Origin of the sequence: Advenella sp. EE-W14, from assembly GCF_012923605.1 — a bacterium.
Taxonomy (GTDB): Bacteria; Pseudomonadota; Gammaproteobacteria; order Burkholderiales; family Burkholderiaceae_B; genus Advenella; species Advenella alkanexedens.
The window spans coordinates 14061-39858 of record NZ_JAAVNG010000006.1 but is presented as its reverse complement, the minus strand read 5'-3'; the positions used below and the strand labels follow the sequence as shown (position 1 = coordinate 39858).

33 protein-coding genes are annotated in these 25798 nt (G+C 50.0%); 5 read left to right on the top strand and 28 right to left on the bottom strand.

Annotation, left to right across the window (positions count from 1 at the left end):
- Positions 1 to 115: 115 nt before the first annotated feature.
- The 3 genes from ccsB to HCX92_RS02585 form a co-directional block, all read right to left on the bottom strand.
- Positions 116 to 1468: a c-type cytochrome biogenesis protein CcsB gene (gene ccsB / locus HCX92_RS02595; RefSeq protein WP_169293370.1), complete on the bottom strand. Its 1353-nt coding sequence runs from the start codon at positions 1466 to 1468 to the stop codon at positions 116 to 118.
- 9 nt (positions 1469 to 1477) lie between these two features.
- Positions 1478 to 3568, bottom strand: coding sequence for a cytochrome c biogenesis protein ResB (locus tag HCX92_RS02590; RefSeq protein ID WP_248289979.1), 2091 nt, complete (start codon positions 3566 to 3568; stop codon positions 1478 to 1480).
- 116 nt (positions 3569 to 3684) lie between these two features.
- Positions 3685 to 4383, bottom strand: coding sequence for a c-type cytochrome (locus tag HCX92_RS02585; RefSeq protein WP_169293369.1), 699 nt, complete (start codon positions 4381 to 4383; stop codon positions 3685 to 3687).
- 173 nt (positions 4384 to 4556) lie between these two features.
- Between HCX92_RS02585 and yihA the strand changes: the two genes are divergently transcribed.
- The 5 genes from yihA (at position 4557) to dsbD (ending at position 8971) form a co-directional block, all read left to right on the top strand.
- Positions 4557 to 5180, top strand: a complete 624-nt coding sequence (yihA, locus tag HCX92_RS02580) for a ribosome biogenesis GTP-binding protein YihA/YsxC (RefSeq protein WP_169293368.1) — start codon at positions 4557 to 4559, stop codon at positions 5178 to 5180.
- Positions 5177 to 6190 carry a porphobilinogen synthase gene (gene hemB, locus HCX92_RS02575; protein WP_169293367.1) on the top strand — a complete coding sequence of 338 codons (1014 nt, stop codon included), beginning with the start codon at positions 5177 to 5179 and terminating at the stop codon, positions 6188 to 6190. Before yihA ends, hemB begins: the two co-directional genes overlap by 4 nt.
- Positions 6191 to 6359: 169 nt before the next feature.
- Positions 6360 to 6623, top strand: coding sequence for a SinR family protein (locus HCX92_RS02570; RefSeq protein ID WP_169293366.1), 264 nt, complete (start codon positions 6360 to 6362; stop codon positions 6621 to 6623).
- 94 nt (positions 6624 to 6717) lie between these two features.
- On the top strand, positions 6718 to 7050 hold the full coding sequence (gene cutA / locus HCX92_RS02565; protein ID WP_169293365.1) for a divalent-cation tolerance protein CutA: 333 nt from the start codon (positions 6718 to 6720) through the stop codon (positions 7048 to 7050).
- Between the two features lie 10 nt (positions 7051 to 7060).
- Positions 7061 to 8971, top strand: a complete 1911-nt coding sequence (gene dsbD / locus HCX92_RS02560) for a protein-disulfide reductase DsbD (RefSeq protein WP_169293364.1) — start codon at positions 7061 to 7063, stop codon at positions 8969 to 8971.
- A gap of 29 nt (positions 8972 to 9000) precedes the next feature.
- Here the strand turns inward: dsbD and HCX92_RS02555 are convergent, their stop codons facing one another.
- From HCX92_RS02555 to HCX92_RS02435, 25 genes are all read right to left on the bottom strand, one after another.
- A complete protein-coding gene (locus HCX92_RS02555; protein ID WP_169293363.1) occupies positions 9001 to 9639 on the bottom strand; it encodes a glutathione S-transferase family protein in 639 nt (212 codons plus the stop codon).
- Between the two features lie 8 nt (positions 9640 to 9647).
- Positions 9648 to 11351: a Rieske 2Fe-2S domain-containing protein gene (locus tag HCX92_RS02550; RefSeq protein WP_169293362.1), complete on the bottom strand. Its 1704-nt coding sequence runs from the start codon at positions 11349 to 11351 to the stop codon at positions 9648 to 9650.
- A gap of 35 nt (positions 11352 to 11386) precedes the next feature.
- A complete protein-coding gene (locus HCX92_RS02545; RefSeq protein WP_211182229.1) occupies positions 11387 to 12229 on the bottom strand; it encodes an aromatic ring-hydroxylating dioxygenase subunit alpha in 843 nt (280 codons plus the stop codon).
- Between the two features lie 215 nt (positions 12230 to 12444).
- Positions 12445 to 12834, bottom strand: coding sequence for a 50S ribosomal protein L17 (gene rplQ, locus HCX92_RS02540; protein WP_169293361.1), 390 nt, complete (start codon positions 12832 to 12834; stop codon positions 12445 to 12447).
- A gap of 159 nt (positions 12835 to 12993) precedes the next feature.
- Positions 12994 to 13977 (bottom strand): DNA-directed RNA polymerase subunit alpha, encoded by a 984-nt coding sequence (gene rpoA, locus HCX92_RS02535; protein WP_169293360.1) that lies wholly within the window; start codon positions 13975 to 13977, stop codon positions 12994 to 12996.
- Between the two features lie 224 nt (positions 13978 to 14201).
- On the bottom strand, positions 14202 to 14825 hold the full coding sequence (gene rpsD / locus HCX92_RS02530) for a 30S ribosomal protein S4 (protein WP_169293359.1): 624 nt from the start codon (positions 14823 to 14825) through the stop codon (positions 14202 to 14204).
- Positions 14826 to 14842: 17 nt separating this feature from the next.
- Positions 14843 to 15241: a 30S ribosomal protein S11 gene (rpsK, locus tag HCX92_RS02525; RefSeq protein WP_169293358.1), complete on the bottom strand. Its 399-nt coding sequence runs from the start codon at positions 15239 to 15241 to the stop codon at positions 14843 to 14845.
- A gap of 15 nt (positions 15242 to 15256) precedes the next feature.
- A complete protein-coding gene (gene rpsM, locus HCX92_RS02520) occupies positions 15257 to 15622 on the bottom strand; it encodes a 30S ribosomal protein S13 (RefSeq protein ID WP_169293357.1) in 366 nt (121 codons plus the stop codon).
- Positions 15623 to 15654: 32 nt separating this feature from the next.
- Positions 15655 to 15768, bottom strand: a complete 114-nt coding sequence (rpmJ, locus tag HCX92_RS02515; protein WP_014752488.1) for a 50S ribosomal protein L36 — start codon at positions 15766 to 15768, stop codon at positions 15655 to 15657.
- A gap of 24 nt (positions 15769 to 15792) precedes the next feature.
- Positions 15793 to 16011: a translation initiation factor IF-1 gene (infA, locus tag HCX92_RS02510; RefSeq protein WP_169293356.1), complete on the bottom strand. Its 219-nt coding sequence runs from the start codon at positions 16009 to 16011 to the stop codon at positions 15793 to 15795.
- 5 nt (positions 16012 to 16016) lie between these two features.
- Positions 16017 to 17351 carry a preprotein translocase subunit SecY gene (secY, locus tag HCX92_RS02505; RefSeq protein WP_169293355.1) on the bottom strand — a complete coding sequence of 445 codons (1335 nt, stop codon included), beginning with the start codon at positions 17349 to 17351 and terminating at the stop codon, positions 16017 to 16019.
- Positions 17352 to 17363: 12 nt separating this feature from the next.
- Positions 17364 to 17804 carry a 50S ribosomal protein L15 gene (rplO, locus tag HCX92_RS02500; protein WP_169293354.1) on the bottom strand — a complete coding sequence of 147 codons (441 nt, stop codon included), beginning with the start codon at positions 17802 to 17804 and terminating at the stop codon, positions 17364 to 17366.
- A gap of 10 nt (positions 17805 to 17814) precedes the next feature.
- A complete protein-coding gene (gene rpmD / locus HCX92_RS02495; RefSeq protein ID WP_169293353.1) occupies positions 17815 to 18003 on the bottom strand; it encodes a 50S ribosomal protein L30 in 189 nt (62 codons plus the stop codon).
- Between the two features lie 3 nt (positions 18004 to 18006).
- Positions 18007 to 18528: a 30S ribosomal protein S5 gene (gene rpsE, locus HCX92_RS02490; protein ID WP_169293352.1), complete on the bottom strand. Its 522-nt coding sequence runs from the start codon at positions 18526 to 18528 to the stop codon at positions 18007 to 18009.
- A 15-nt stretch (positions 18529 to 18543) separates the two neighbouring features.
- A complete protein-coding gene (gene rplR / locus HCX92_RS02485) occupies positions 18544 to 18909 on the bottom strand; it encodes a 50S ribosomal protein L18 (protein WP_169293351.1) in 366 nt (121 codons plus the stop codon).
- 21 nt (positions 18910 to 18930) lie between these two features.
- The gene (gene rplF / locus HCX92_RS02480; protein WP_169293350.1) at positions 18931 to 19464 is read right to left on the bottom strand and encodes a 50S ribosomal protein L6; all 534 of its coding nucleotides are present in this window, start codon (positions 19462 to 19464) and stop codon (positions 18931 to 18933) included.
- A gap of 10 nt (positions 19465 to 19474) precedes the next feature.
- Positions 19475 to 19870, bottom strand: a complete 396-nt coding sequence (gene rpsH, locus HCX92_RS02475) for a 30S ribosomal protein S8 (RefSeq protein WP_169293349.1) — start codon at positions 19868 to 19870, stop codon at positions 19475 to 19477.
- A gap of 10 nt (positions 19871 to 19880) precedes the next feature.
- A complete protein-coding gene (rpsN, locus tag HCX92_RS02470; RefSeq protein WP_169293348.1) occupies positions 19881 to 20186 on the bottom strand; it encodes a 30S ribosomal protein S14 in 306 nt (101 codons plus the stop codon).
- 11 nt (positions 20187 to 20197) lie between these two features.
- Positions 20198 to 20737, bottom strand: coding sequence for a 50S ribosomal protein L5 (gene rplE, locus HCX92_RS02465; RefSeq protein WP_169293347.1), 540 nt, complete (start codon positions 20735 to 20737; stop codon positions 20198 to 20200).
- A 13-nt stretch (positions 20738 to 20750) separates the two neighbouring features.
- Complete coding sequence (rplX, locus tag HCX92_RS02460) at positions 20751 to 21071, bottom strand: 50S ribosomal protein L24 (RefSeq protein WP_169293346.1); 321 nt, start codon at positions 21069 to 21071, stop codon at positions 20751 to 20753.
- A 10-nt stretch (positions 21072 to 21081) separates the two neighbouring features.
- Positions 21082 to 21450, bottom strand: coding sequence for a 50S ribosomal protein L14 (gene rplN, locus HCX92_RS02455; RefSeq protein ID WP_169293345.1), 369 nt, complete (start codon positions 21448 to 21450; stop codon positions 21082 to 21084).
- Between the two features lie 314 nt (positions 21451 to 21764).
- A complete protein-coding gene (locus HCX92_RS02450; RefSeq protein WP_169293344.1) occupies positions 21765 to 22505 on the bottom strand; it encodes an SDR family NAD(P)-dependent oxidoreductase in 741 nt (246 codons plus the stop codon).
- 1 nt (position 22506) lies between these two features.
- Positions 22507 to 23346 carry an ABC transporter permease gene (locus tag HCX92_RS02445; RefSeq protein ID WP_169293343.1) on the bottom strand — a complete coding sequence of 280 codons (840 nt, stop codon included), beginning with the start codon at positions 23344 to 23346 and terminating at the stop codon, positions 22507 to 22509.
- Positions 23343 to 24602 carry an ABC transporter permease gene (locus tag HCX92_RS02440; RefSeq protein WP_246587253.1) on the bottom strand — a complete coding sequence of 420 codons (1260 nt, stop codon included), beginning with the start codon at positions 24600 to 24602 and terminating at the stop codon, positions 23343 to 23345. Before HCX92_RS02440 ends, HCX92_RS02445 begins: the two co-directional genes overlap by 4 nt.
- A 70-nt stretch (positions 24603 to 24672) precedes the next feature.
- Positions 24673 to 25785 carry an ABC transporter ATP-binding protein gene (locus tag HCX92_RS02435; protein ID WP_169293342.1) on the bottom strand — a complete coding sequence of 371 codons (1113 nt, stop codon included), beginning with the start codon at positions 25783 to 25785 and terminating at the stop codon, positions 24673 to 24675.
- Positions 25786 to 25798 lie beyond the last annotated feature (13 nt).

Here is a 25798-nt window from a genome sequence, read left to right as displayed (position 1 = left end):
AACGGTGGCCAAATATAATATATATGGCCACCGTTTTTCTGTCCCGAAACAAACCGCTTTGCGCTGGCTACCTGTTTGGCCCGCTCATGCGGAAAGTCCCTGCATTCAGAAGCGCTTAAAGCTCACCGTATGAATGCAACCCTGACAGGAAAATATTAACCCCCAGGAAAGCAAAACTGGTAATGATCAGCCCAGCCAGAGCCCAATAAGCGGCTACCGTACCACGCATACCTTTCATGAGCCGCAGGTGCAGCCAGGCCGCATAGTTCAGCCACACAATAAATGCCCAGGTTTCCTTGGGGTCCCACTGCCAGTAAGTACCCCAGGCATCAGCGGCCCACAGGGCACCCAATACGGTGGCAACCGTAAAGAACGCGAATCCCACCGAAATGGCCCGATACATGATGTCGTCCAGGACCTCCAGAGGCGGCAATTTGCTGGCAATGGTTTTACGGGCCAGCAAAATGCAGGCCACAATAATAATGCCAATGCCAAAATACAGAATCCAGAATCCGAAGTTTTCCTTGTCACTGAAAATAAACGGTTCTGACACCATGGCCCCCCCGACCAGTAACAGGGGAACCAGGGGCTTCCAGGAAACGGTTTCCCCATGCAGCTTGACCAGATAGGCAAACCCGACCATTGCCGACAGTGCAAAAGTACCATAGCCAATAAAGTTGGCCGGTACGTGCAGTTTCATCCACCAACTGCGCAAAGCGTTATTCAACGGGGTAATCACCGCCGCATCACGCTCAAACGTGTACCAAAGCAGGAAAATAACCGCTGCGGAAATCACCAGCAGGACAAACCCGCCCAAAGCCCGCGTGTTATAGCGTTTTTCATAATACAGGTAAAAAACAGCCGTAATCAGACAGAACAGAACAAAAACCTCGTACAGATTACTGACCGGAATATGCCCCATATCGGGGGCAATAAGATGGCCTTCACGCCAGCGAACCAGCAGGCCGGCAAAACCGAAAAACACACCTGCCCAGGTGAAAGCGGTCCCCATCCAGGCAGCGGTTGGGCTGATATAGCCCACCCAATACACCACAGTAGCCATGAAAAACAGGGCGCACATCCATAAAATGGCCGATTGTGATGACAACAGATATTTCAGCAGGAACTGGTTATCAGCCTGTGCCAGATTACCGTCATACAGGCCAATGGCCAGCAGGGCCGCCAGGCCACAGGCAATCATGAGCACCCGCAAGGGGCGCCACAGCCAGCCGACCCAGGTCACAAAAATGGTGGAACCCGCCAGAATGTATTTCTCGTAAATATCCATTTCATTGGGATAAGTCACAATGGCATACGCTGCCCCTGCCACCAGGATCAGAAAGAAAACCAGGTCGGTCCAGTCGGGCTTGCCGCGCAAGACCCGATTATCACCGGTTTCTGACATTTGATCTTCCCACTTCGCGGATGGACGCGTTCCCGGGGAAGAGTGTACCAAGGTATTGGACATATTCAATTCCTACTTTTTAGCCAAATCTGAAAAGTCTTGCCTGAAACGCTCGAACTCACGATTGAAGTCCAGCGTTCTTTTCTGTGAAGTCATTGCTGACATGATTTTACTGCTATTTGCCGTGTCACCCGGTTTAATCCACATCCAGATCCGGCGGTCACGGATATAAAACATGGCAAAAACACCGATAATCAGGAACAATGAACCCAGGTAAACAGAGCTTTTTCCCGGAGAACGGGTAGCCTGCAGGACACTGGCCTGAATATGCTCGAAAGTTTTGAGCTGCAGCATGACCGGCGCCGGATAGGCACTTAAATCGGACAAGGCGCGCAGGGATACATCAAACCAGCGTGCCTGTTTTTCCGCCTCTTCGCGACTGTTTAAAGAGACAGGCGCCAGGCCCGCCTCAATGCGTACCAGATTGCGCAACTCAACCGCACTGAACAACAGATAATCGCGCAGGATTTTTTTCATGGGTTCCCGCAAATTTTCGGGAACCCGTTCCGCTTCGGGAACATCGGTCCCATCCACGTATTGGTCAATCCCCATGAAACCGCCTTTGGCAAATATCTCAAGGGCCTGTTCAGCCAAGGGGGTAATCATGTCGGCATTAAAGCGCTCATCTCGGGATTTTTCAGCAAAAGCACGAGCGGCCTTGCGCCTCATTTCAGGATTTTCAAATGCGGCGCGCATGGCCATGAATTCATCGAGCGTACCATTGTCATCGGCAGGCATGCGCACATAACGGAACATGCCCTCGCCCGGCAACTGAATTCCCGCCAGGAAAACCAGCGAATCATCAAGCAGCATGGGCAACATGTAATTATTATATTTGACCGACTGGTTCTTATCATCACTCAGCGTATAAGCAACGCTGGGACCCACATTTTGCACCTCACGCTCTTTACCCGCCGCACTACCGGTCACCGCCAGAATCTGCTCTTCAAAACTTTTCGGCTGCGGATTGCCGGCATTCAGGTTTTCAACGTTGATAGGTTTGAAATCATCAATCGTAACCCGATACTCTTTGTTTTCCCCATTAATCGTGGTGGTCAGTTTAGAGGTGCCGGCCACCTCCATATTCAACTCAAAGGTTTCAGTTGTCTGCCCGTCCAGTGGGTAGCCTGTTAGCAGCAACTTGGAACCACCGTCATGGAAACTGGACTGATAAAGGGTAATACCGTCCTTGGAAAAAGGATGGTTCACCTCGATAATACGGTTTTCAACTTCCTTGCTTGCCAGATCGGTAATGGTCACGTCACTGGCAAAGCGCTTGGGCATCCCATTGGTTTCGTAATACTCGATAATGAACTTGTTCAGCTTGATATCGAACGGCAACACCTGCAGGAATTGCTCACCGCCCAGTCCCAGCAAGGCGTAGCTGGAATTGCCACCCTCTGAAATGGAGACATTGCCACGGAAACTGGGGTTGGAGGAAGAAAAACGGGTTTCCTCCGCGACATCGGAAATATACTTCGCGGTAGCGGGAATAGGTGCTTTGCTGCCAAACCAGATTTGCAGGCGATTGGGCAGCTCACTATCAAGCAAACCACCAATACAGATCACGACAATGGCAACGTGAGCAAAAACATATCCCAGACGGTTGGCACTACCCTTTTTGGCAGCCAGCAACACACCATTTTCAGACACTTTTTCACGGAAGCGGTAACCTTCTTTTTTCAACCACGACTTGGACATGCGTACAGTGGTTTCCTGATCGAAACCGACTTCCACATTCAATTTATGGGGAAACGCCCGCAAACTGCCCTCACGGATATACTCACGAAAGGAGCGCATGTCCTTGATCATTTTAGGCGTATTGCGAAGCAGGCAAACCGTGGTGGATATCACCAGAAAACCCATAATGACCAGGAACCACCAGGTATTATAGATTTGCGACACCCCAAATTTACTGAAAACAGTGTACCAGAAGGTGCCGAACTGATCAGTATATTGAAGCTCGGTCTGGTTTTGTGGCAACACCGTACCAATAATACTGGCGACACAGATAAATGAGAGCAGGCTCACCGCAAAGCGCATGGAGCCCATCAGTTCAAAAAAATCAGCAGTCCATCTTCTGCGGGTGGTATTTTTTGCCATCGTCAATTATTAATTCATAAGAAAATAGGGAGTGCCAACGTATGGACTCCCTATCTTAGATAACACTATCTGTAAAAGTTCCCCCGTATGTGTCGGGAGTAAACACTTGAACAAAATTAGCGGATACCGGCTGCGTAATCGGCAACCGCTTTCATGTCTGCACGGTTCATGCGGTTGGCAATCACGCCCATCATGTTTTCAGTGCCACCATTTTTACGATAACCGTCTGCAAAGGCAAGCAGCTGGGCCTCGAGGTACTCGGGGTGCTGACCGGACAAAGCGGGGAACGCGGAAGGCATACCCTTGCCGGTTGCGCCATGACAGGAAGCACAGGCAGGAACATTACGCTCGGGGATACCGGCACGCCAGATTTCCCGACCACGCTGCACCACTTCATGATCGGCACCCAGTTTGGCGGTTGCTGGCTGGGCAAGTGTTTGCTTGCTAATGTACATAGCCAGGTTCTGCATGTCTTGGGGCGTCATTTGGGCAACAATAGGTGCCATCATGGTGGGGTTACCCTGTGCATCAACCCGATTACTGGTTTTGGCACCTTCGGGGGTCTGGAAATTCTTGAGCTGGTTGATGATGTACTCATAGGGCATTCCGGCCAGACTTGGATACATGGGAACCATGCTGTTGGCAGCAACGCCATGGCAGGCCACACAGGCCAGAATACCACGTGACATGTCGCCATTGGCATACAGTTCCTCACCGGCCTTGGCATCAGGCTTGGCGGCAAAGCTGGAAGCGCTCATGGCCAGTCCCATGGCAACGCCACTTGTCACTAAAATTTTTGATAAAACTTGCTTCATGAATACCCTCTATGATCACAGCGGATCAGTACGCATTGGTCTAAATTAGCGTCTATTGTAAAAGATAATGCTTATAAACGTAGGAGTATAAACCTCAATCACTAAATTTAGGCGATTTTTATGGATAAGGATTATACAATAGAGACTTATTTTTTATTTATTCGAGTGAACTTGTGTCAATTTTACATCGGGCATCCTTCTTTACCTCAGCTGCAAAGCTGCATCAGCTGCCTCCACCGTCGGTTCCCGAAGTATGTTTTGTGGGCCGCTCCAATGCAGGCAAATCCTCGGCCATCAACGTGCTGGCCAACCAGAAAAGGCTGGCATTTTCCAGTAAAACACCCGGACGCACCCGCCTGATCAACATGTTTGGTCTTCCGGATCCCCTCGACCCCGAACACCCATTGGGCTTTCTGGTCGATCTTCCGGGCTATGGCTATGCCTCGGTTGCGCGTGATGCCCGTGAAGAATGGGCTGATGTGCTGGGTGCCTACCTGCGTGAACGTACCTCCCTGGCCGGCATCGTGCTGCTGGTTGATATCCGCCGTGGTGTCACCGACCTGGACCGCCGCCTGGCCAATTGGATCGCCCCCACCGGCAAACCCGTTCTTGTATTATTGACCAAGGCCGACAAACTACCCTATGGCCAGCGCCTGAAAGCCGTTGCTGCCGTGCGCAAAGACCTGGCCGATATCGGTGCCCTGAATGCCATCCCTTTTTCAGCCACCCACCGTATCGGACTTGAAGAGGCCGATCTCAAAATTACCAACTGGATTTCACCAAAGGTTGTACCATGAGCTCAATTATTACTGCCGATTTTCCCGCTTCACGCCCCCGTCGCAACCGCCGCGATGACTTTTCACGCCGCCTGGTGCGGGAAAACATTCTCTCAGTCAATGACTTGATTTACCCCGTCTTTGTGAAAGAAGGCAACAATCTGCACGAACCCGTACTGTCCATGCCTGGCATCGTGCGTTACTCGCCCGACTCCATCTTGCCCGTGGCCGAAGAGTGCGTCAGGCTGGGTATTCCGGTATTGGCCCTGTTCCCATCCATTGAACCCTCCCTGAAAACCCCCGACGGCATCGAAGCCACCAATCCCGAAGGTTTGATCCCGCGTGTGGTGGCCTCCCTGAAAAAAGAATTCCCCGAGCTGGGCATTTTATGTGATGTGGCCCTTGACCCTTACACCAGCCACGGCCAGGATGGACTGATTGACGACAGCGGTTATGTCCTGAATGAACCCACGGTTGAGATACTGGTCAGACAAGCCCTGGTGCAGGCCGAGGCCGGTGCCGATTATGTCGCTCCCAGTGACATGATGGACGGACGCATTGGCGCCATTCGCCAGGCACTGGAAGCCCACAATTTCATTTACACCCGTATCATGGCCTATTCAGCCAAGTACGCCAGTGCTTTCTATGGCCCGTTCCGCGATGCCGTGGGTTCTGCCAGCAACCTGGGTAAATCCGACAAAATGACTTACCAGGTGGATCCGGCCAACCGCAATGAAGCCCTGCGTGAAGTGGCCGCCGACATCCGCGAAGGTGCCGACCTGGTCATGGTCAAGCCTGGCATGCCTTATCTGGACATTGTTCGTGACGTCAAGGAAATGTTCCGCATGCCCACCTATGCCTACCAGGTCAGCGGTGAATACGCCATGATCAAGGCGGCAGCCATTAACGGCTGGCTGGATCACGACAAAGTCATGATGGAATCCCTGCTTTGCTTCAAGCGGGCCGGTGCCGATGGCATCCTGACTTACTTCGCCATAGAAGCCGCCAAAATCCTGCAACAGCAGAAATAAATACCTGGCGGCTATCCCTCCGCCGCTTCAGGAATTTCATCCAAACTGTCTGGCCGACCAGCAACCGGCCGGACAAATATCAAGATCGCCGGTTTTATTCATGGCTATTCTTGCCAATTGTCATTAATATAAGCATTAACTATTTCAACAATCAGCAAGAGGCAATACCATGAAAATCCTGATCACTTACGACCTGCGCCTGCTGGGCTCACGTTTTACACGCTTAAAAGAAATCATCGACGAGCATTTCCCCAATCGCTGGCATTGTTTTGACAGCAGTTATATTGTCTCCACCGATCTGGATGTCAACCAGGTGCGCGACCTGCTTTTGCCCGCCCTTAGTGTTAACGACTGCCTGCTGGTTAGCGAGCTGGGCAGTAACTGGGCAGGCATTGGTATTTCTGAAAAAAACCGGCTACTGCTTGAAAACTAATTCCAAGCAAAGCCTGTTTCCTTAATCCGGGTCAGGCCAGTCTGCCCGTTCTTACGCTAAAATGACCTTTGTACTTATTTCAAAGGTCATTTTCATGAAAACAGAGACTGGCAATTGCGTTGTTATTTACAGTACCGTACCCGACCTGCTTCTGGGCAAACGCATTGCCCATATCCTGGTTGAAGAGAAACTGGCTGCCTGTGTGAACCTAAGTGCGCCAGGCCTGTCTATCTACCTTTGGGAAAATGTGGTGGAAGGCACTGAAGAAATCACCTTAACCATAAAAACCACCCGGGAACGCCAGCAGGCATGTATTCAGAAAATTGCCCAGCTGCATCCTTATGAAGTACCCGAAATCATTGTGTTGCCCATCCTGGATGGACACGCCCCCTATTTATACTGGGTCCAGCAACAAACAAAAATTTGAGTCAAGCCCCATGATTGCACCGCTGTACAAAAAAATTCTCTGGTTATTTTCTGTTTTCACCCTGTTTTTTTTCACTGCCCTGTCTCCTCTGCAGGCGGAAGAAGACTTTCTTGATCCCGAAAAGGCATTTGTGTTTTCAGCACAAATGCAAACCGACAACCAGCTGAAAATCCGTTTTGACATTGCGCCCAAATACTATATGTATCGCGAGCGCTTTGAATATCATGTTCAAGATGATGATGACAGCGCCACACAGACGGGCCAGCTATTGGGCACCCCCGTTTACCCGTCTTCCGGACAGGTCAAATACGACCCCACTTTCGACAAGGAAATGGAGGTCTATTACAACCATGTTGAAATCCTGCTACCCCTGAACAAAAGTGACCACCCTTTCACCCTTGAACTGATTGGCCAGGGTTGTGCCGATGCCGGCCTGTGCTATCCGCCCATGAGCTATGAAGTTGGCTTAAGCCCCACCGCAACCGGCTATGAGATTACCGCCGGCAAAGGTGCCATACTGGGCGGCCCGCCCCTGGTATCCACCAGCACCAACACGGCCGACAACAATATTTCCCTGTTTGATGCCGGCGATACCGATATTGCCGCCTGGCTGAACGATGCCAGCCTGCTGAAAATCATCCTGCTCAGCTTTGCACTGGGGGTTCTGCTATCCTTTACGCCCTGCGTACTGCCCATGCTGCCCATCCTTCTGTCTATTGTGGTGGGTGATCGCAAGTCCATCGGCAATGCCGCCGTCTCACGTTTCAGGGGTCTGAACCTGACCCTGATGTACGTACTGGGCACATCGGTTGTTTATACCATCCTGGGCATTCTGGCCGCCTCTATTGGTGCCGTGCTGGCCGCCTGGATCCAGAACCCGTGGGTACTGGGCCTGTTTGCCATTGCCCTGGTGATTCTGGCCATTGGCATGTTTGGTGCCTTTACCATTCAAATGCCCGCCAGTCTGCAGTCTTCCCTTAACGAAAAGGTTTCCCGCATGCCGGGTGGCCGCATGGGCAATGCCTTTTTCATGGGCATAATTTCCGCCCTGATCTGTGGTCCTTGTGTGGCGGCTCCTCTGGCCGGCGTGCTGTTGTTCATTTCACAAACCGGCGACTTGAGCACCGGTGGCCTGGCCCTGTTTGTACTGGCCTGGGGCCAGGGCACGTCCCTGTTAATCCTGGGCACCTCTTCAGGCGCCTTGTTACCCAAGGCCGGGCCCTGGATGGACAGTATCAAGAACTTCTGCGGCCTGCTGTTGCTGGCCACCGCTGTCTGGATGATCATGCCCATCACCCCAGGCTGGTTCGACATGCTGGCCTGGGCTTTCCTGTCGATGTGTCTGGCCCTGTTACTGGGTGCCTTCAGTCCCTTACCCAACCATAACAGCATTCTTAAACTGCTGTTCAAGGCAACCGGCCTGCTGTTTGCCTTATGGGCCGTTCTGCTCATGCTGGGGTTGGCTACCGGAGGGCAAAGCGTGCTCAGCCCGCTCAAGGGCTTAGGCGCTGGCGCTGCCAACAGCCAGACATCTGCCGTACGGGGCAGCATCGCAGTCGTGGAAGAGACCCCGTTTGTCCGGATTAAAACACTGGCCGAGCTTGAAAACACAGTGGCCAATGCCGGCAAACCCGTCATGCTGGATTTTTATGCCGACTGGTGCATCTCCTGCAAGGAAATGGAGCTATTCACCTTTTCCGACCCCTCCGTGAAGCGCAAACTGGACCAGATGCTGCTTCTGCAGGTGGATGTCACCAAGAACAACGAAGCCGATCGCGCACTGTTAAAACGCTTCAAACTGTTTGGCCCACCGGGTATTATCTTTTTCAATCAGCAAGGCCGGGAACTGGAAAGGATCCGCGTTGTGGGCTTTCAGAATGCCGAAAAATTCTCAGGGACCTTGGATAAAGTGTTGAATTGAAACAGGCAAGCCATACCGCATAAAGCGCCTTAATTGTTTTCCACACTAAAAATGCCTGGCATGGCCGTAAAGCCATTGATCCCCTTGACCCGATCTGTCCAGCGACGCAAAGCCGGGTAATCCAGCAAAGAGATACCGGCCTCATCAGAGAGCATAATATGGGGAAAGCAGGCCAGATCGGCAATGGTGGGATGTTCACCGGGGCACAGCCACGCATGACCGTTTTTTTCGGCAAACCACAGATGTTCGTCGATAACCGTCAGCAATTGCCGGGCTTTCCGGCACTGCGGCGCCATATTTCCACCCTTTCCAAACACTTGTACCCAGCGTGCGGCCGAAACCGTTTCATTCAGGTCATTGGCAAATGACAGCCATATCTGGACACAGGCAATCCGGGTCGCATCCTCAAGCGGATACCATTTCCCCCTGGGAGCATATTTGCAGGCAAGATAAACCAGAATGGCCTGTGAATCACGCACGATAAACCCGTTATCGTCCAGCACCGGCACTTTGGCCAAAGGATTGATGACGCGAAAACGGGCCTGTTGATGCTCGCGCCCCGGCACAAGCTCAACCGGGGTAAGCTGGTGCTCCTGCCCCAGAATGCTCAGAAACAGGCGGACCTTATAACAATTTTCCGACAATTCGCAATCGTACAAATTCAACATGCCCGCTCCTAGATATCCAGTACCAGATCATCGCCTGCACTGCGAGATACACAGGGCATCATGCAATGACCGCTTTGTTTTTCTTCTTCACTTAAATAAAAGTCCTTGTGCTCAATCTTGCCCGAAAGAACTTTGGTATAACAGGTGCCGCACACCCCCTGTTCACATGAAGTTTCAATATCCACGCCATATTCCCTCAGGGCATCGGTAATGCTGACACCGGAAGGAATAATATAACTTTGGCCCGACCGGGCCAGGGTAACCCGAAAGGTGTGCTCATCCTGGTGATCGACCCGGTTGATAAAAAGCTCATGACGGACCTGAATATGCGCCCAGCCATTTTCCTGAATGACCCGCAGGGCTGTATCAAGCAGGCCTTTGGGACCGCAAATATACACATTAGGCTGCTCGGGAGTAACTTTGGACAGAATACTGAAAAGCTGCTCGGCCACCTGATCTGGCTGCATGGCTTGATAAAACGAAACATTGGACAGTTTGTTAAGCTGATCCACAAACGCGCGGGAATAGATATTACGTACGAAATAATGCACATGATAGGGCAATTTCTCATGTTCCAGCTGATTTGCCATGGCAACAATCGGTGCCACGCCAATTCCTCCGGCAATCAGCGTACCGCCTTTGCCGGGCACCAGACGAAAATGATTCTTGGGTGCTGAGATTTCCAGTACGCTGTCTTCCCTGACTTCGTTATACAAAGACGCCGAGCCTCCTCGGGATTCAGGCTCAAGCTTGACCCCAATCAGCAGTTCCTGCGCTTTCGTATCCCACTCCACCAGGGAGAACTGCCGCACCAGGCCTCGCGGCGTGCGGACATCAATGTGCGCGCCCGCCTCGATCCCCTTGAAACGGTTGAATGATGGCAAATGCAACCGAAATGAAGCCACCTGTTCGGCAATTTCCTTGCGCTCGACAACCCGCGCCGGTAACCAGCGCGGCAAAGCCTGCACCGGTTGGGGGGCAATAAGCGGCTCTTGTTCCGTGATATCCCGGTCGGCCTCCAGTTCAAGCTTCAGGCTTGTCAAGGCCTCATTAATGCGACGTGTCCACTTCAATTCATCATCACTTTGATTGCACATCACATGAATGACGGTTTTTTCAGTATGTGCCGGCTGCAACATGAACAGCACTTCAACAGTTTGCAGCATGTATTCCTGCCAACAGACATGCATCATTAAACCATCTTCCTGCACCTGAAAAGTTTGCCTGTCGACATGCCGGTCGTAGTGACAGAAACCCTGCAACTGCGTCCGTACAGACGCCAATGGCGCATTGACGGTAATACTGCGCAAGACACTGGATGGCAAGGCAAAGGGGTGAACCAGCGTGCCGGGCTCACTTAAATAATCACGGGTAAGATTGACCCAGACAAAACCGTTTTTTTCCACCACGGAAAAACTTTTGGCACAGGCCGAGTGCGGCATACTGCCATCGGGGATGGCAGGAACCACTGAACACTGACCGTCACCGGAGTGGAACTGCCAGCCATGGTACTGGCACTTCAGACTCTTGCCGGTATTGATACCCAGGGTCAAGCGCATGCCACGATGTGGGCAGCGGTTTTCCCAGGCATTGACCTCACCCTTGTCTGTCCTCCATAAAGCCAGTTCCACACCATGCAATTGGGCATGAAACACATGACGCAAGACCAGTTCATCAGCTCGGGCAACGGGAAACCATTTATCTTCAAACATATTCAACTCTTATCAGCATTAAGACAGACTGTATGTCAGGATTTCTGAAAAGTACCATAGACCACGCCTTGCTCGCTTAGCCACTGCCGGTAAGCCAGCGAAGCGGCATCTGCAGCCGTTGATATTTCAAAATCAGGGAACAGAGGAAGCTTACGCGGTACCTGATTATTCAATATGGCAAGATCCTGGCCAATAATACCCTGCTGAAACCGACGCAGCGCTTGCGTGCTGGCGCTGTCATCCAGGCAAGCCATGGGCATATGAACAATACTGCGGTCTTCATCACAGGGCTGCACAAAAATACATACCAGGTCTTTTTTGGCTGGCTGCAAGGGGCAGGTTTTATACAATAAGGCACTAAACGGACTGCACACCCGGTAAACATACGAAATAGTCATGTGCCCTTCATGACTGAAGGCTGCCATGGGTTGATGAAACGCTGCACCCCGGACATAAAGCCCATTATTTTCAATTTCAACATGGTAAGGCTTGACGGCCGTATACGGCATTTCACCCAGCGTCCCTTCATGGACAAACGGAAAATGAGCTATGTCCAGAAAATTTTCCATCACTCGTAAACCGGACGCACGCACGCATACCGGCACCGTCGCCAACACACGCCGGTCAGTCTCGTGAAATTCGGGAATTTCAAACATGGCTGGCGGTGTGCCCAGGCTGACCCAATAAGTGTAATACTGCCTGAGCACGGGTAGCGGCCGTCGGGTATCTCGCCCAATAGCATAAAAGGTGGCATTATCATCCAATCCATATTCAATGGGCTGCCCCAGTAACCGCGTATGGTAAACCTTGCCGGCAACGGGCATGTTTTCCGTTGCAACCGGATACCATTGATCAAGCACAACCGATTCGATTTTCATATTCACACCTTCACAACCCATGGCAGCAGACCTGCCATTATCAATTACAATGCAACCCGGGCTGCACACGATCATATTACGCGTTTTATCGCCATTGTGTCACGTTGGCCCAAATCAGCCAATATAAAGCAATAACCATACCATGACATGATCCAGCGCAAAAAAAGCACCCGCTAAGGGTGCTTTTCATGATACCTGAATGATTGATTGCTCAATTACTCGGCGTCAACAACTTCGTCTGCAACTTCTGGACGGTCAACCAATTCCATGAAAGCCATAGGTGCATTGTCGCCTTGACGGAAACCCATTTTAAGGATGCGGGTGTAACCACCGTTACGCTCCTGGAAACGAGGACCGATTTCAGCAAACAGTTTAACTACAGCATCACGATCGCGCAAACGGGCAAATGCCAGGCGTTTATTGGCCAGGGTTGGCTCTTTGGCTAAAGTGATCAGGGGTTCGATGACACGGCGCAGCTCTTTGGCTTTAGGCAATGTTGTTTTGATCGCTTCGTGCTGGATCAGGGATACAGACATGTTGCGGAACATAGCCAGACGATGGCTGCTTGTACGATTTAATTTACGTAAACCACTGCGATGACGCATGATATATTTCCTATGAATCTAAATTTAAGATGATCGGCTGATCATCCGGTTAGCCCAGCTCTTCTATCCGTTTTTGAAATGATGACCAAAGACGGCGGTCCGGTTGATTAAATATTGCCAATCAGCTTCTAAAAACCGATTGGCAACAAATGCTTTGCTTTATGGGCGTTCCAGGCCAAGTGGTGGCCAGTTTTCAAGTTTCATGCCCAGCGTCAGGCCGCGTGCGGCCAGGACTTCTTTGATTTCGTTGAGTGATTTGCGACCCAGGTTAGGTGTTTTCAGCAATTCATTTTCGGTACGCTGGATCAGATCACCAATGTAGTAAATGTTTTCCGCTTTCAGGCAGTTGGCCGAACGTACGGTTAGCTCAAGATCATCAACAGGACGCAGCAGTACAGGGTCAATTTGTGGCGCACCACGTACCGGTGTTTCGTAAGTTTCGGTTGCACCTTCAAGAGCGGCAAACACGGAAATCTGGTCCATCAGGATACGGGCAGCCTGACGCACGGCCTCTTCAGGTGTAATCACACCGTCTGTTTCGATATCGAGAATCAGTTTGTCAAGGTCGGTACGCTGTTCAACACGGGCGCTTTCAACGGCATAGCTGACACGACGGATGGGACTGTAAGACGCGTCCAGGATAATACGGCCAATGGTATGGGCCTTATCGTCTGCCAGGGCACGGACATTACCAGGCACATAGCCACGGCCCTGCTCTACCTTGATCTGCATTTCCAGCTTACCATTTTCGGTAAGGTTGGCAATAACGTGATCAGGATTGATGATTTCAACATCATGAGGAAGTTCAATGTCGCTGGCCAGAACAGGACCTATACCACTTTTACGCAAAGTGACGGTTACTTCTTCACGGTTATGCAGCTTGAATACGACACCTTTCAGGTTAAGCAGGATGTCAACCACGTCCTCACCGACACCAGGCAGGGTTGAATATTCATGTACAACACCGGTAATTTGCACTTCGGTGGGCGCGTAACCGGTCATGGAAGACAACAGAATACGGCGCAGGGCATTGCCCAAAGTATGGCCAAAACCGCGCTCAAACGGCTCCATGACAACTTTAGCGTGGTTATCGGTAACTGGGATGACGTCAATGGAACGTGGTTTAAGAAAAGCCTGAGACATTACATTTCCTTTTCAATACCCTCGGCTCGTTACACCGATAAGGCTGATGGATAAGATAAAAGTATAAAAAAAACAGACTGATTGCGAAAATATGTGCAGATCAACCTATTGGAGAACCGGAAAATTATAACTTATTTTTATTATTTTCATGCAATTGCCAACGCAAGCATGGATAGAAGATAAAAAGCAGAAAAGGCCAAAACCTTTTCTGCTTTTTCACGATATTAACGAGAATACAATTCAACAACCATTGATTCATTAATATCACGCGCAACATCTGCACGATCCGGGGCTTGTTTGAATGTGCCGCTCAATTTGGCAACATCAACTTCAACCCATTGTGGCAGACCATTACCGGTTGCCAGATCCAAAGACTCTTTAATACGAGCCTGGCCTTTGGACTTTTCACGTACGGAAATGATGTCTCCGCTTTTGATCAGCATTGAAGGAATGTCGGCTTTGTGGCCGTTCAGTTCAATAGCTCCGTGGCTAACCAGCTGACGTGCTTCGGCGCGTGTAGAGCCAAAACCCATGCGGTATACCACGTTGTCAAGGCGCGATTCCAACAACTGAATCAGGGTCTCGCCTGTGTTACCACGGCGACGCTCAGCTTCAGCAAAGTATTTACGGAATTGTTTTTCAAGTACGCCGTACATACGTTTGAGTTTTTGTTTCTCGCGCAACTGCAGACCGTAATCGGAAGTACGGGCACCGGAAGTGCGACCGTGCTGACCAGGTTTGGAATCCAGTTTACATTTGGAATCCAAAGAGCGACGTGCACTCTTCAGAAATAAATCAATACCTTCACGACGTGAAAGTTTACATTTTGGTCCAGTATATCGTGCCATTATGTTCCCTTAATATATTAGATACGGCGGCGTTTAGGAGGGCGGCAACCGTTATGCGGAACTGGCGTGATATCAGAGATGCTTGAAATTTTGATACCCAGCGCATTCAATGCACGCACTGAAGACTCACGACCAGGACCTGGGCCCTTGATGCGAACTTCAAGTGTTTTGATACCATATTCCAATGCTACACGTCCCGCTGACTCGGCTGCAACCTGCGCTGCAAAAGGCGTCGATTTACGTGAGCCTTTAAAGCCCGCGCCACCCGACGTCGCCCATGACAAGGCATTGCCTTGACGGTCAGTAATTGTGATGATTGTATTGTTAAAAGATGCATGAACGTGCGCAATGCCGTCCGATACAACTTTTTTAATTTTTTTGCGAGCGCGATTTGCGCCGCTAGAAGCTTTCGCCATAATAACCTACCCCGATTATTTCTTCAGTGATTGAGCTGCACGACGTGGTCCTTTACGGGTACGCGCATTCGTACGAGTGCGCTGACCACGGACGGGCAGTCCACGTCTGTGGCGCATGCCACGATAAGTTCCCAAATCGATTAAGCGTTTAATCGAAAGTTGTACTTCACGTCGCAAATCACCCTCGACTGTGAACGTACCTACCTGTTCACGAATTTTCTCGAGTTCTGCATCTGTCAGGTCTTTGACTTTTTTATCGAATGGTACACCTGATGCTTCGCAAATCTGACGAGAGCGGGTGCGTCCAATACCAAAAATAGCGGTTAGACCGATTTCTGCATGTTGATGCGGCGGAATGTTGATGCCTGCGATACGGGCCATGACTGTTCCTCGTTAAGTCGTTAACGCAGGGATTAACCCTGGCGTTGCTTGTGACGCGGATCTGTACAAATAACTCGTACAACTCCGTGACGTTTAATGATCTTGCAATTACGGCAGATCTTTTTAACCGATGCCATTACCTTCATTGGTTGACTCCTAATTGTTCCCGCTTATTTAGAGCGGAATACGATTCTGGCGCGTGAAAGGTCGTATGGGGTTAATTCCACAGTAACCTTGTCACCCGGAAGAATCCGAATATAGTGCATACGCATTTTGCCAGAAATATAGCCTAAAACCACATGGCCATTCTCCAGTTTAATACGAAAAGTTGCGTTAGGGAGGTTTTCAATAACCTCTCCCTGCATTTGTATGACGTCGTCCTTTGCCATGATGATTATCTCATTGGTAAGTTCGTACCCTTGAAACTGGTTTTCTTGAGTAACGAATCATATTGGTGCGACATCATGTAGGCCTGAACCTGGGCCATAAAATCCATGGTCACCACCACAATAATTAACAGTGAGGTGCCACCCAGATAAAACGGTACATTCTGCCATTGCATCCTCAGGAATTCAGGAACCAGACACACCAATGTGATGTAAATGGCGCCCACCAGCGTTAAACGCATTAATATTTTGTCAATATATTTTGCTGTTTGCTGACCTGGACGAATACCCGGTACAAATGCACCACTTTTCTTCAGGTTATCTGCTGTTTCACGACTGTTGAAAACCAAAGCCGTATAGAAAAAACAGAAAAATATAATCAAAGCAGTAAATACAGTGACATAAAGCGGTTGACCAGGCTGCAAAGCAGCTGATATATCACTTAGCCAACGAATTTGGCCTGCACTTGAAAACCAATTCGCGATCGTGGCCGGAAACAAAATAATTGACGAAGCAAAAATGGGAGGAATAACACCCGCCATGTTCAACTTCAGTGGCAAGTGAGAACTTTGTCCACCATAAATTTTATTTCCAACCTGACGTTTGGCATAGTTCACGGTAATGCGGCGCTGACCACGCTCGACAAATACAACCAAGGCGGTTATCGCCACGACCAGCGCAAAAATGAACAACGCTGCAACCGTTCCGATCTGATTCTGGCTAACAAGCTCGAACATGCTTGCCAGTGCAGTAGGCAAACCGGCCACAATACCTGCAAAAATCAGGATTGAAATACCGTTACCCAAACCACGTTCGGTGATTTGCTCACCCAGCCACATTACAAACATGGTACCCGTTACAAGGGTAACCACCGTCGTGAAGACAAACATCACTCCCGGGGTGATTACCAGATTGGGTTGTGCCTGCAAAGTTGCTGCAATACCAAATGACTGTACCAACGCTAATACAACAGTGAAATAGCGGGTGTACTGGGTAATCTTGCGACGACCCGATTCACCCTCTTTTTTCAAGGCTTCCAGGGATGGAACAACCGCTGTCACCAGCTGCATGATGATCGATGCAGAAATATACGGCATGATACCCAATGCAAAGACAGAGAAGCGCTCGAGCGCACCACCGGAAAACATGTTAAAAAGACCCAGAATCCCGTCTGACTGTGTATTGAACAGTTCCTGCATGGCACCAGGGTTGATGCCAGGAACAGGAATATGTGTACCGAAACGGTACACAACCAGAGCAAGAATCAGGAACACAAGTCGCTGTTTAAGGTCGCCGTATTTTTTACCGCTACCTGCTTTACCTGCTGCCTGCGCTTTAGCCACTTTTACCCCTTTTTAAGCGAGTGAACCGCCAGCGGCTTCAATTGCTGCGCGTGCACCTGCTGTGGCGGTCAGGCCATTCAGAGTTACTTTGCGAGACAATTCACCTGACAGGATGACCTTGGCGTAACGAACGCTTTGACCAACAACACCAGCTTGTTTTAAAACCTGAACGTCGATGACATCAGCTTCGAGTTTCTGCAAATCAGACAAACGCACTTCTGCGTGCAAATGCTGACCCAGTGGAGTGAAGCCGCGTTTTGGCAAACGACGTTGCAAAGGCATCTGACCACCCTCGAAGCCGACTTTATGAAAGCCACCTGAACGTGATTTCTGACCTTTATGACCACGACCTGCTGTTTTACCCAAGCCAGAACCAATACCGCGTCCAACGCGACGTTTGGCATGCTTGCTACCAGCAGCAGGAGCTAACGTATTGAGTTGCATTTCAGACATCTCTATTCCTTTAGGCTTCTGATACTGACACGAGATAATCCACTTTACGGATCATCCCACGAACTTCGGGCGTATCAAGCAACACACGGCTGCTGTTCACTTTACCCAAACCCAGACCACGAACGGTATCGCGGTGATCGCGTTTGGTGCCAATGACAGAGCGAACCAGTGTTACTTTAATTTGTTTATTCTGTGCCATGATTTACCCCAGAATTTCTTCAACGGATTTACCGCGTTTGGCAGCCACCTCTGATGGTGTCAAACATGCGTTCAAGCCGTTCAAGGTTGCACGTACCAAGTTGTATGGATTGCTTGAGCCCAAGCTTTTTGCAACCACGTTACGTACACCCATTACTTCGAAAATTGCACGCATTGGGCCACCGGCGATAACGCCAGTACCTTCTGCCGCTGGAGAGATCAGAACGGTGGATGCACCGTGCTTACCTACTACAGTGTGATGCAGGGTGCCATTATTCAGGGCAATCTTGACCATGCCACGACGGGCCTGTTCCATTGCTTTCTGAACAGCTACCGGCACTTCACGTGCTTTACCTTTGCCCATGCCGATGCGACCATCGCCATCTCCAACCACGGTTAACGCTGCAAAGCTCATGGTGCGACCACCCTTGACTACTTTGCTGACGCGGTTAACCGCGATCATTTTTTCGCGAAAACCGTCATCGCGTTCTTGTTCAGGGGCGTTTTTGCCTTGTGCTTTAGCCATTTGACAATTCCTCGCTTAGAACTTGAGGCCGGCTTCACGCGCGGCTTCTGCCAACGCTTTAACACGGCCATGATAACGGAAACCCGAACGGTCAAATGCGACCGATTCGATACCTGCTGCTTTAGCTTTCTCGGCAACACGCTTACCTACGATAACTGCAGCCTCGACGTTGCCGCCGCTTTTTTTGCTATCAGCCAGCTCTTTGCGAACTTCAGGTTCAAGAGTAGATGCGCTGAATAACACTTTGTCGCCTTCTGGCGAAATAACGTTCGCGTAAATGTGCAAATTGGAGCGATATACAGATAAGCGATGCATACGCAATTCTGCAATCTTCCGGCGTGTAGCCACTGCACGACGCAAACGGGATACTTTCTTGTCCATGATTTATCCTTGCCTGCGCTATTATTTCTTCTTAACTTCTTTGATGGTGACCTGCTCATCCGCATAACGAACACCTTTGCCTTTGTAAGGCTCTGGCGGACGATAACCGCGGATTTTGGCAGCAACCTGTCCTACTACCTGTTTGTCGTAACCTTTCAGAACGATTTCTGTCTGGCTTGGACATTCGGCTTTTACGCCTTCTGGCAGAGGATGGATGACATCATGAGAGAAGCCAAGATCCATTTTCAGCGCATTGCCCTGAACCTGTGCGCGGAAACCCACACCGATCAGAGTAAGACGACGCTCAAAACCTTTGCTGACACCGGTAACCATGTTGTTTACCAGGGCACGCAATGTACCTGACATTGCCTTGGCATGGCGCGACTCATTAGTAACTGCGAAAGACAATTTGCCATCATCAAGCGTAATGGCTACATCGCCACTCAGTTCCTGGTTCATTTCGCCCAAGGGACCTTTCACATTGATGTTATTGGGTGCAATTTTAACTTCCACACCGTTAGGTACAATAACTGGATATTTTGCTATACGTGACATTGAATTCTCCTTATGCCACATAACACAGAACTTCGCCACCCACGCCTTCGGAGCGTGCTTTACGGTCTGTCATGACACCGCGCGAAGTTGAAACGATTGCTACACCCAGACCGTTCATCACCTGAGGGATAGAACCACGGCCTTTGTAGATACGCAAACCAGGACGTGAAACGCGGTCAATGCGCTCGATCACGGGACGGCCTGCATAGTATTTCAGTGAAATTTCAAGCTCGGGCTTGGTTTTTTCACCTTTGATTTCGAAGTTTTCGATATAACCTTCATCTTTCAGCACAGCAGCAATAGCCACTTTCAGCTTAGAGGAGGGCATAGATACCGAAACTTTCTCGACTTGCTGTGCGTTACGGATACGCGTCAACATATCGGCGATTGGATCGCTCATGCTCATTTATATTCTCCTACCAGCTTGCTTTAGTCATACCAGGCACTTCACCGCGCATTGCCATTTCGCGCAGTTTGTGACGAGTCAAACCAAACTTGCTGAACACGCCACGAGGACGGCCAGTAATTACACAACGATTACGCATGCGTGTTGGATTGGCATTGCGAGGTAATTGTTGCACTTTCAGACGTGCGACATAGCGCTCTTCGTCTGATTTAGATGTGTCGTTAATGATCGCTGTCAATTCGGCACGCTTGGCTGCATATTTTGCAACCAGTTTTGCACGTTTGATATCGCGATTGATGAGTGATAGTTTTGCCACGTCATCGCCCCTTAGTTACGAAACGGGAAGCTGAATGCTGTGAGCAGCGCTTTCGCTTCTTCGTCAGTCTTAGCAGTTGTAATGATGCTGATATTCAGACCACGCAGTGCATCAATTTTGTCGTATTCAATTTCAGGGAAAATGATTTGCTCTTTAACCCCAACGTTGTAGTTACCACGACCATCGAAAGCACGACCGGAAATACCGCGGAAGTCACGTACACGTGGCAGTGCCACTGTAACCAGACGATCCAGGAACTCATACATGCGTTTGCCACGCAGAGTAACCATACAACCGATAGGATAGTCTTCACGAATCTTGAATCCGGCAATCGCCTTGCGGGTTTTGGTTACGACAGGTTTTTGCCCTGCAATTTTGGTCAGGTCAGAAACAGCATGCTCAATAACTTTCTTGTCTGCAACTGCTTCGGAAACGCCCATGTTCAAAGTGATTTTGGTAATGCGAGGCACTTCCATGTCACTTTTGTAATTGAATTTTTCTTTCAATTCGCCAGCAATTTTGCTGATGTACAAATCTTGTAAACGAGCCATTATATTGTGCCCCTTACGCTTTCACGCCAACGACAGCGCCGTTGGAGCGATAAATACGGACTTTATGACCATCCACTTCTTTAACACCAACACGATCAGCTTTACCTGTTTCTGGGTTAAACAAGGCCACATTTGAAATGTGGATAGGCATTGTTTTATCAACAACACCACCAGGATTGTTTGTCATGGGATTAGGTTTTTGGTGTTTTTTCACGACGTTAACGCCCTCAACCAGAACGTGGTCAGCACCGACGCGAGCCAGCACAACGCCACGACGCTTTTTGTCGCGTCCGGTCAATACGATAACTTCATCACCTTTACGGATATTGTTCATCGTTACCCTCTTATAACACTTCAGGTGCCAGAGACACGATCTTCATAAAACGCTCTGTACGCAATTCACGCGTTACAGGGCCGAAAATGCGAGTACCGATTGGCTCCAGCTTGGCATTGAGCAATACAGCTGCATTACCGCCAAAACGGATTAATGAGCCATCCTTACGACGAACGCCTTTGGCGGTACGTACGACCACCGCGTTATAAATTTCGCCTTTTTTGACGCGTCCGCGCGGTGCTGCATCTTTAACACTAACTTTAATAATGTCACCGATGGAAGCATAACGGCGCTTGGAGCCACCTAATACCTTGATGCACATGATACGGCGCGCACCGGTATTATCAGCCACGTCTAGCGTGCTTTGCATTTGGATCATGATTATTCCTGTTCCAACTTAGTTACATATACCGCCAAACAAAATGTGGCGGACCATATTCGCTTTCGCTATTCATATAACCAGTTTTGGTCCCGTCAGGCCGCTTGGCGTTAGACCAAACCACCCTGGGTTGAAATCTGCTTAAATAAGAACTCTCCACCCACTGTAGAATGAGCGAAGTCTATTAATATAAACCATAACGCATTCTTTGGCAAGTTATTTGACTGTTTATTTTCTGGATAACACTTTAAAAACAACAATATATCACACTTTTCCAGCCGTACTTCGCCCTTTGGGAAGGGTTTTTGTGCCGTTTAGACGTGCTGACCACCGTTGATTTGCAGTTCCGAACCATTAATGTAGGAAGACTCTTCACTGCATAAATAATAAATGGCCTGCGCCACTTCCTGAGGCGTTCCCAGGCGGTGCATGGGAATCTGGGTCTCAACAATTTTATGCGTATCCGGAGAAAGAATGGAGGTATTGATCTCCCCCGGTGCTATGGCATTGACCCTTACCCCCTGCGGGGCAAACTCATGTGCCTGCTCGCGGGTCAGCGCCGCCAGACCCGCTTTTGACGCGGCATAGGCCGCACCGGCAAAGGGGTGAACCCGTGATCCGGCAATTGAAGTGACATTCACGATACTGCCACCGGCTTTTTTCAGTTCGGGAAACAGGTAACGCGACAGCAGGGCTGTTGAAACCAGATTCACCCGCAGTACGTTCACCCAGGTGAACTCATCGGTATCCAGTACGCCCAGGCGCCCACCTCCTTCTTTCTTCGGTGAAATACCGGCATTATTTACCAAGGCATGCAATTTTCCATCAGGCAGCTTTTGCCGCACCGTCTCGACCAAATCACGCAAGCCATTCAAATCGGACAAATCAGCCTGAATGTGACTTTCCCTGGCGTCTGCCCACCTGCATTCCTCCGAAAAAGGCTGACGCGATACGGTAAAAATACGCCATCCCCGCTCTTGGAACAGCTTGACGGTCGCATGTCCAATGCCACGGCTCGCGCCCGTCAACAATACATATCGAGTTTGCTCTGCCATACTATTCTCCGTTCGCCAGTCCCAGGCGCATTTTTTCACTGCGTCTCCTGAGCCACTCCAGCGTCAGGAGCATAACGACTGAAAAAAGAATCAATAAAGTGGCCGCTGCGGCAATAGTGGGGTTCAGATTTTCACGAATGCCACTGAACATGACCCGGGGCAAGGTAAACTGTTCGGGCCCCGCCACAAATAAGGTCAATACCACCTCGTCAAAGGAAATACCAAAGGCGAACAGGCCACCTGAAATAACACCGGGCGCAATAATCGGCAAAGTGACCCTGAAAAACGCATAGACCGGGGACGCCCCCAGACTGCTGGCCGCCTTGACCAGATTCTGGTCAAAACCCTCGAGTGTGGCCAGTACGGTAATCACCACAAACGGCACACCCAGCACCGCATGCATTACGATCAGCAGCCAGATATTATTGGCCATACCCAGAGGTGCAAAAAACAGGTAAGCCGCCACCCCCACAATCACAACCGGCACCACCATGGGTGAAACCAGCAAACTCATCAGAAATGCCTTGCCAAAGAAATTGGCACGGTTGAATCCCAATGCCGCCAGTGTTCCCAGCACCATCGCAATCAATGTGGCCACGGGTGCCACAATCAGGGTGTTTTTCAGGCCCAGCATCCAGGTGGGCGATGAAAAGAAATTTTCATACCAACGCAGGGAAAAGCCCTGAACAGGATAAACCAGAAATGCACTCTCACTGAATGATAATGGCACAATCACCAGTACCGGTGCTATCAGGAACAGTAAAATCAGTGCACAAATAATCCGGTGCAAATAAAACCAAACCCTTTCCACAGTCGTACGGTTTTCTTTGGTTTTTTTCATGCGAGCCTCACTTTGCCACTGCCAACCAGACGGTTGTACACGGCATAAAGAATAAGCGTGGCCAGCAGCAGGAACCCACCCAGGGCAGCCGCCAGACCCCAGTTAATCGAACCGTTTGTATAAAAGGCGATGAAGTAACTGATCATCTGATCTTTGGGACCGCCCAGCAATGCAGGGGTAATGTAATAACCAATGGAGGTAATGAACACCAGCAGGCACCCGGCACTGACACCCGCCACGGTCTGGGGAAAATAAACCTTCCAGAAACTGATAATGGGGTGACAGCCCAGCGACACGGCCGCTCGGATATACGTGGGGGAAATCCCTTTCATAACACTGTATATGGGCAGAATCATGAACGGCAACATAATATGCACCATGGCTATGTACACCCCGATCCGGTTGAAGACCAATTGCACCGGCTGCTCTATAAGACCCGCCCACATTAAGAATCCATTGATAATTCCGCCATTTTGCAGCAATACAATCCAGGCTGCGGTTCGCACCAGCAGAGACGTCCAGAATGGCAATAACACCAGGATCATGAGAAGGTTACTGGTTTTGGCCGGCAAAGTTGCCAGCAAATAAGCCAGTGGATAAGCCAGGACCAGGGTACAAAGCGTCACCACCAGCGCCATTTTGAAAGTACGCACATAGATATCCAGAAAAACGGACTCTGACGGTCCTGCACTGACAATCTCATTGCGTGCGTCATATTTCATATCCAGGGCCGTCAACAGGTAAAAAGCGGTAAACTCACCCGAATTGCGCTTAAGCAGCGCCCAAATGACCGGATCGGCCCAGCTGGCATCAATTTTTGCAAATTCGTCCCGATAAGAGCTCACCGTTTCAGGAAGCGGCATTCTACGCACCGTCTTTGACAACAGGCTACGGGCACCGGGTTCTTCAAAATTCAGCCTGCGCATCAAGTCACCCGAGGTTTTCGCCTGCTTGGCCACGGTCAGGTCCTGGGCCAAAGCCCTGTAAAAACTTTCCTCTAGTGGCTGCCCCACTTCCCAGGCTCGCAACTGTTCGGTTGTCATGGGCAATACGGAAACCACTTCGGGGTTTTCAATGCTTTTATTCAAAAAAGCCAGAATAGGCACCACAAACAGTAACAACAGAAAAACAACCAAAGGAAGTACCAGGCCAAAGGCCTTGACTTTATTGCGCTTTGTTGATTTTGAAAACTTGACTTGCAAGGCTGCCGCCTCGCTGGCGGACAGAACCGGTTTTGTTATTGCCATCTGACTCATAATCCCTTCCTCTGGACTTATCCCTTCCCCTGGACGCTTGACGGACTAGCTCGAACACCTCAACCCGACATTACTGATAGGGGTCAAGAATACGAACAAATTCACGCTTCCAGCCTACATTAATCCGATTACCCACTTTCAGGGTCTGGCTCAGCAAGGCAATAGGCTGCTTGACCACAAAATTCGGATTGTCATACAGATTCAGACGCAAACGGACATGATCCCCAAAATAAACGAATTCCAGAATTTCACCCTGGCCGTTTTGTTCGGTACTGCCGGCAGGTGGATCAATCACGACACGCTCGGGGCGAATGGAAACCGACACCATATCACCAGCCTTGAGGGACGGATTGGCCAGCACGCCCTGCATTTGTGTACCATTGTCAAGCAGAACCGTGCCATACTCATTTCCAACCTCGGTAATACGGCCATGCGTACGGTTATTCTCACCAATAAAATTGGCAACGAATGCAGTGACCGGCCGCTCATAAAGCTCTTCGGGTGAATCGATCTGCTGGATGACACCATCATTGAAAACCGCCACGCGATCGGACATGGTCAGGGCCTCGCCCTGGTCGTGGGTGACATAGACCACCGTAATGCCCAGCTTGTTGTGCAACCGCTTGATCTCGTATTGCATATGCTCACGCAATTGCTTGTCAAGCGCACCCAAGGGCTCATCCATCAGCACTACCTGGGGCTCGAATACCAGTGCCCTTGCCAGAGCCACCCGTTGCTGCTGCCCACCTGAAAGCTGGCTGGGAAAACGGTTGCCGAACTGATTCAGTTGCACCATGGCCAAACCGTTTTCCACCCGTTTTTTTATCTCGTCCTTGCCCATCCCCCTCACTTTCAGGGGAAAGGCCAGATTTTCAGCCACTGTCATGTGCGGAAACAGGGCATAGTTCTGAAACACCATGCCAATATTGCGTTTATAAGCAGGTACATCGTCCAGCGAACGCCCTGCCAGCTCTATGGTGCCCGAGGTAGGCGTTTCAAAACCGGCAAGCATCATCAGGCTGGTTGTTTTGCCTGAACCTGACGGACCCAGCAATGTCAGGAACTCACCATGTTGTATATCCAGATTCAGGTTTTTAACAATCATGGAGCGTCCGTCATAGCTTTTCTGAACATTCCTGAAACGCACCAGAACATCCGTATTATTGCTGTCAGGTCCAGACATAAGCATTATCTCC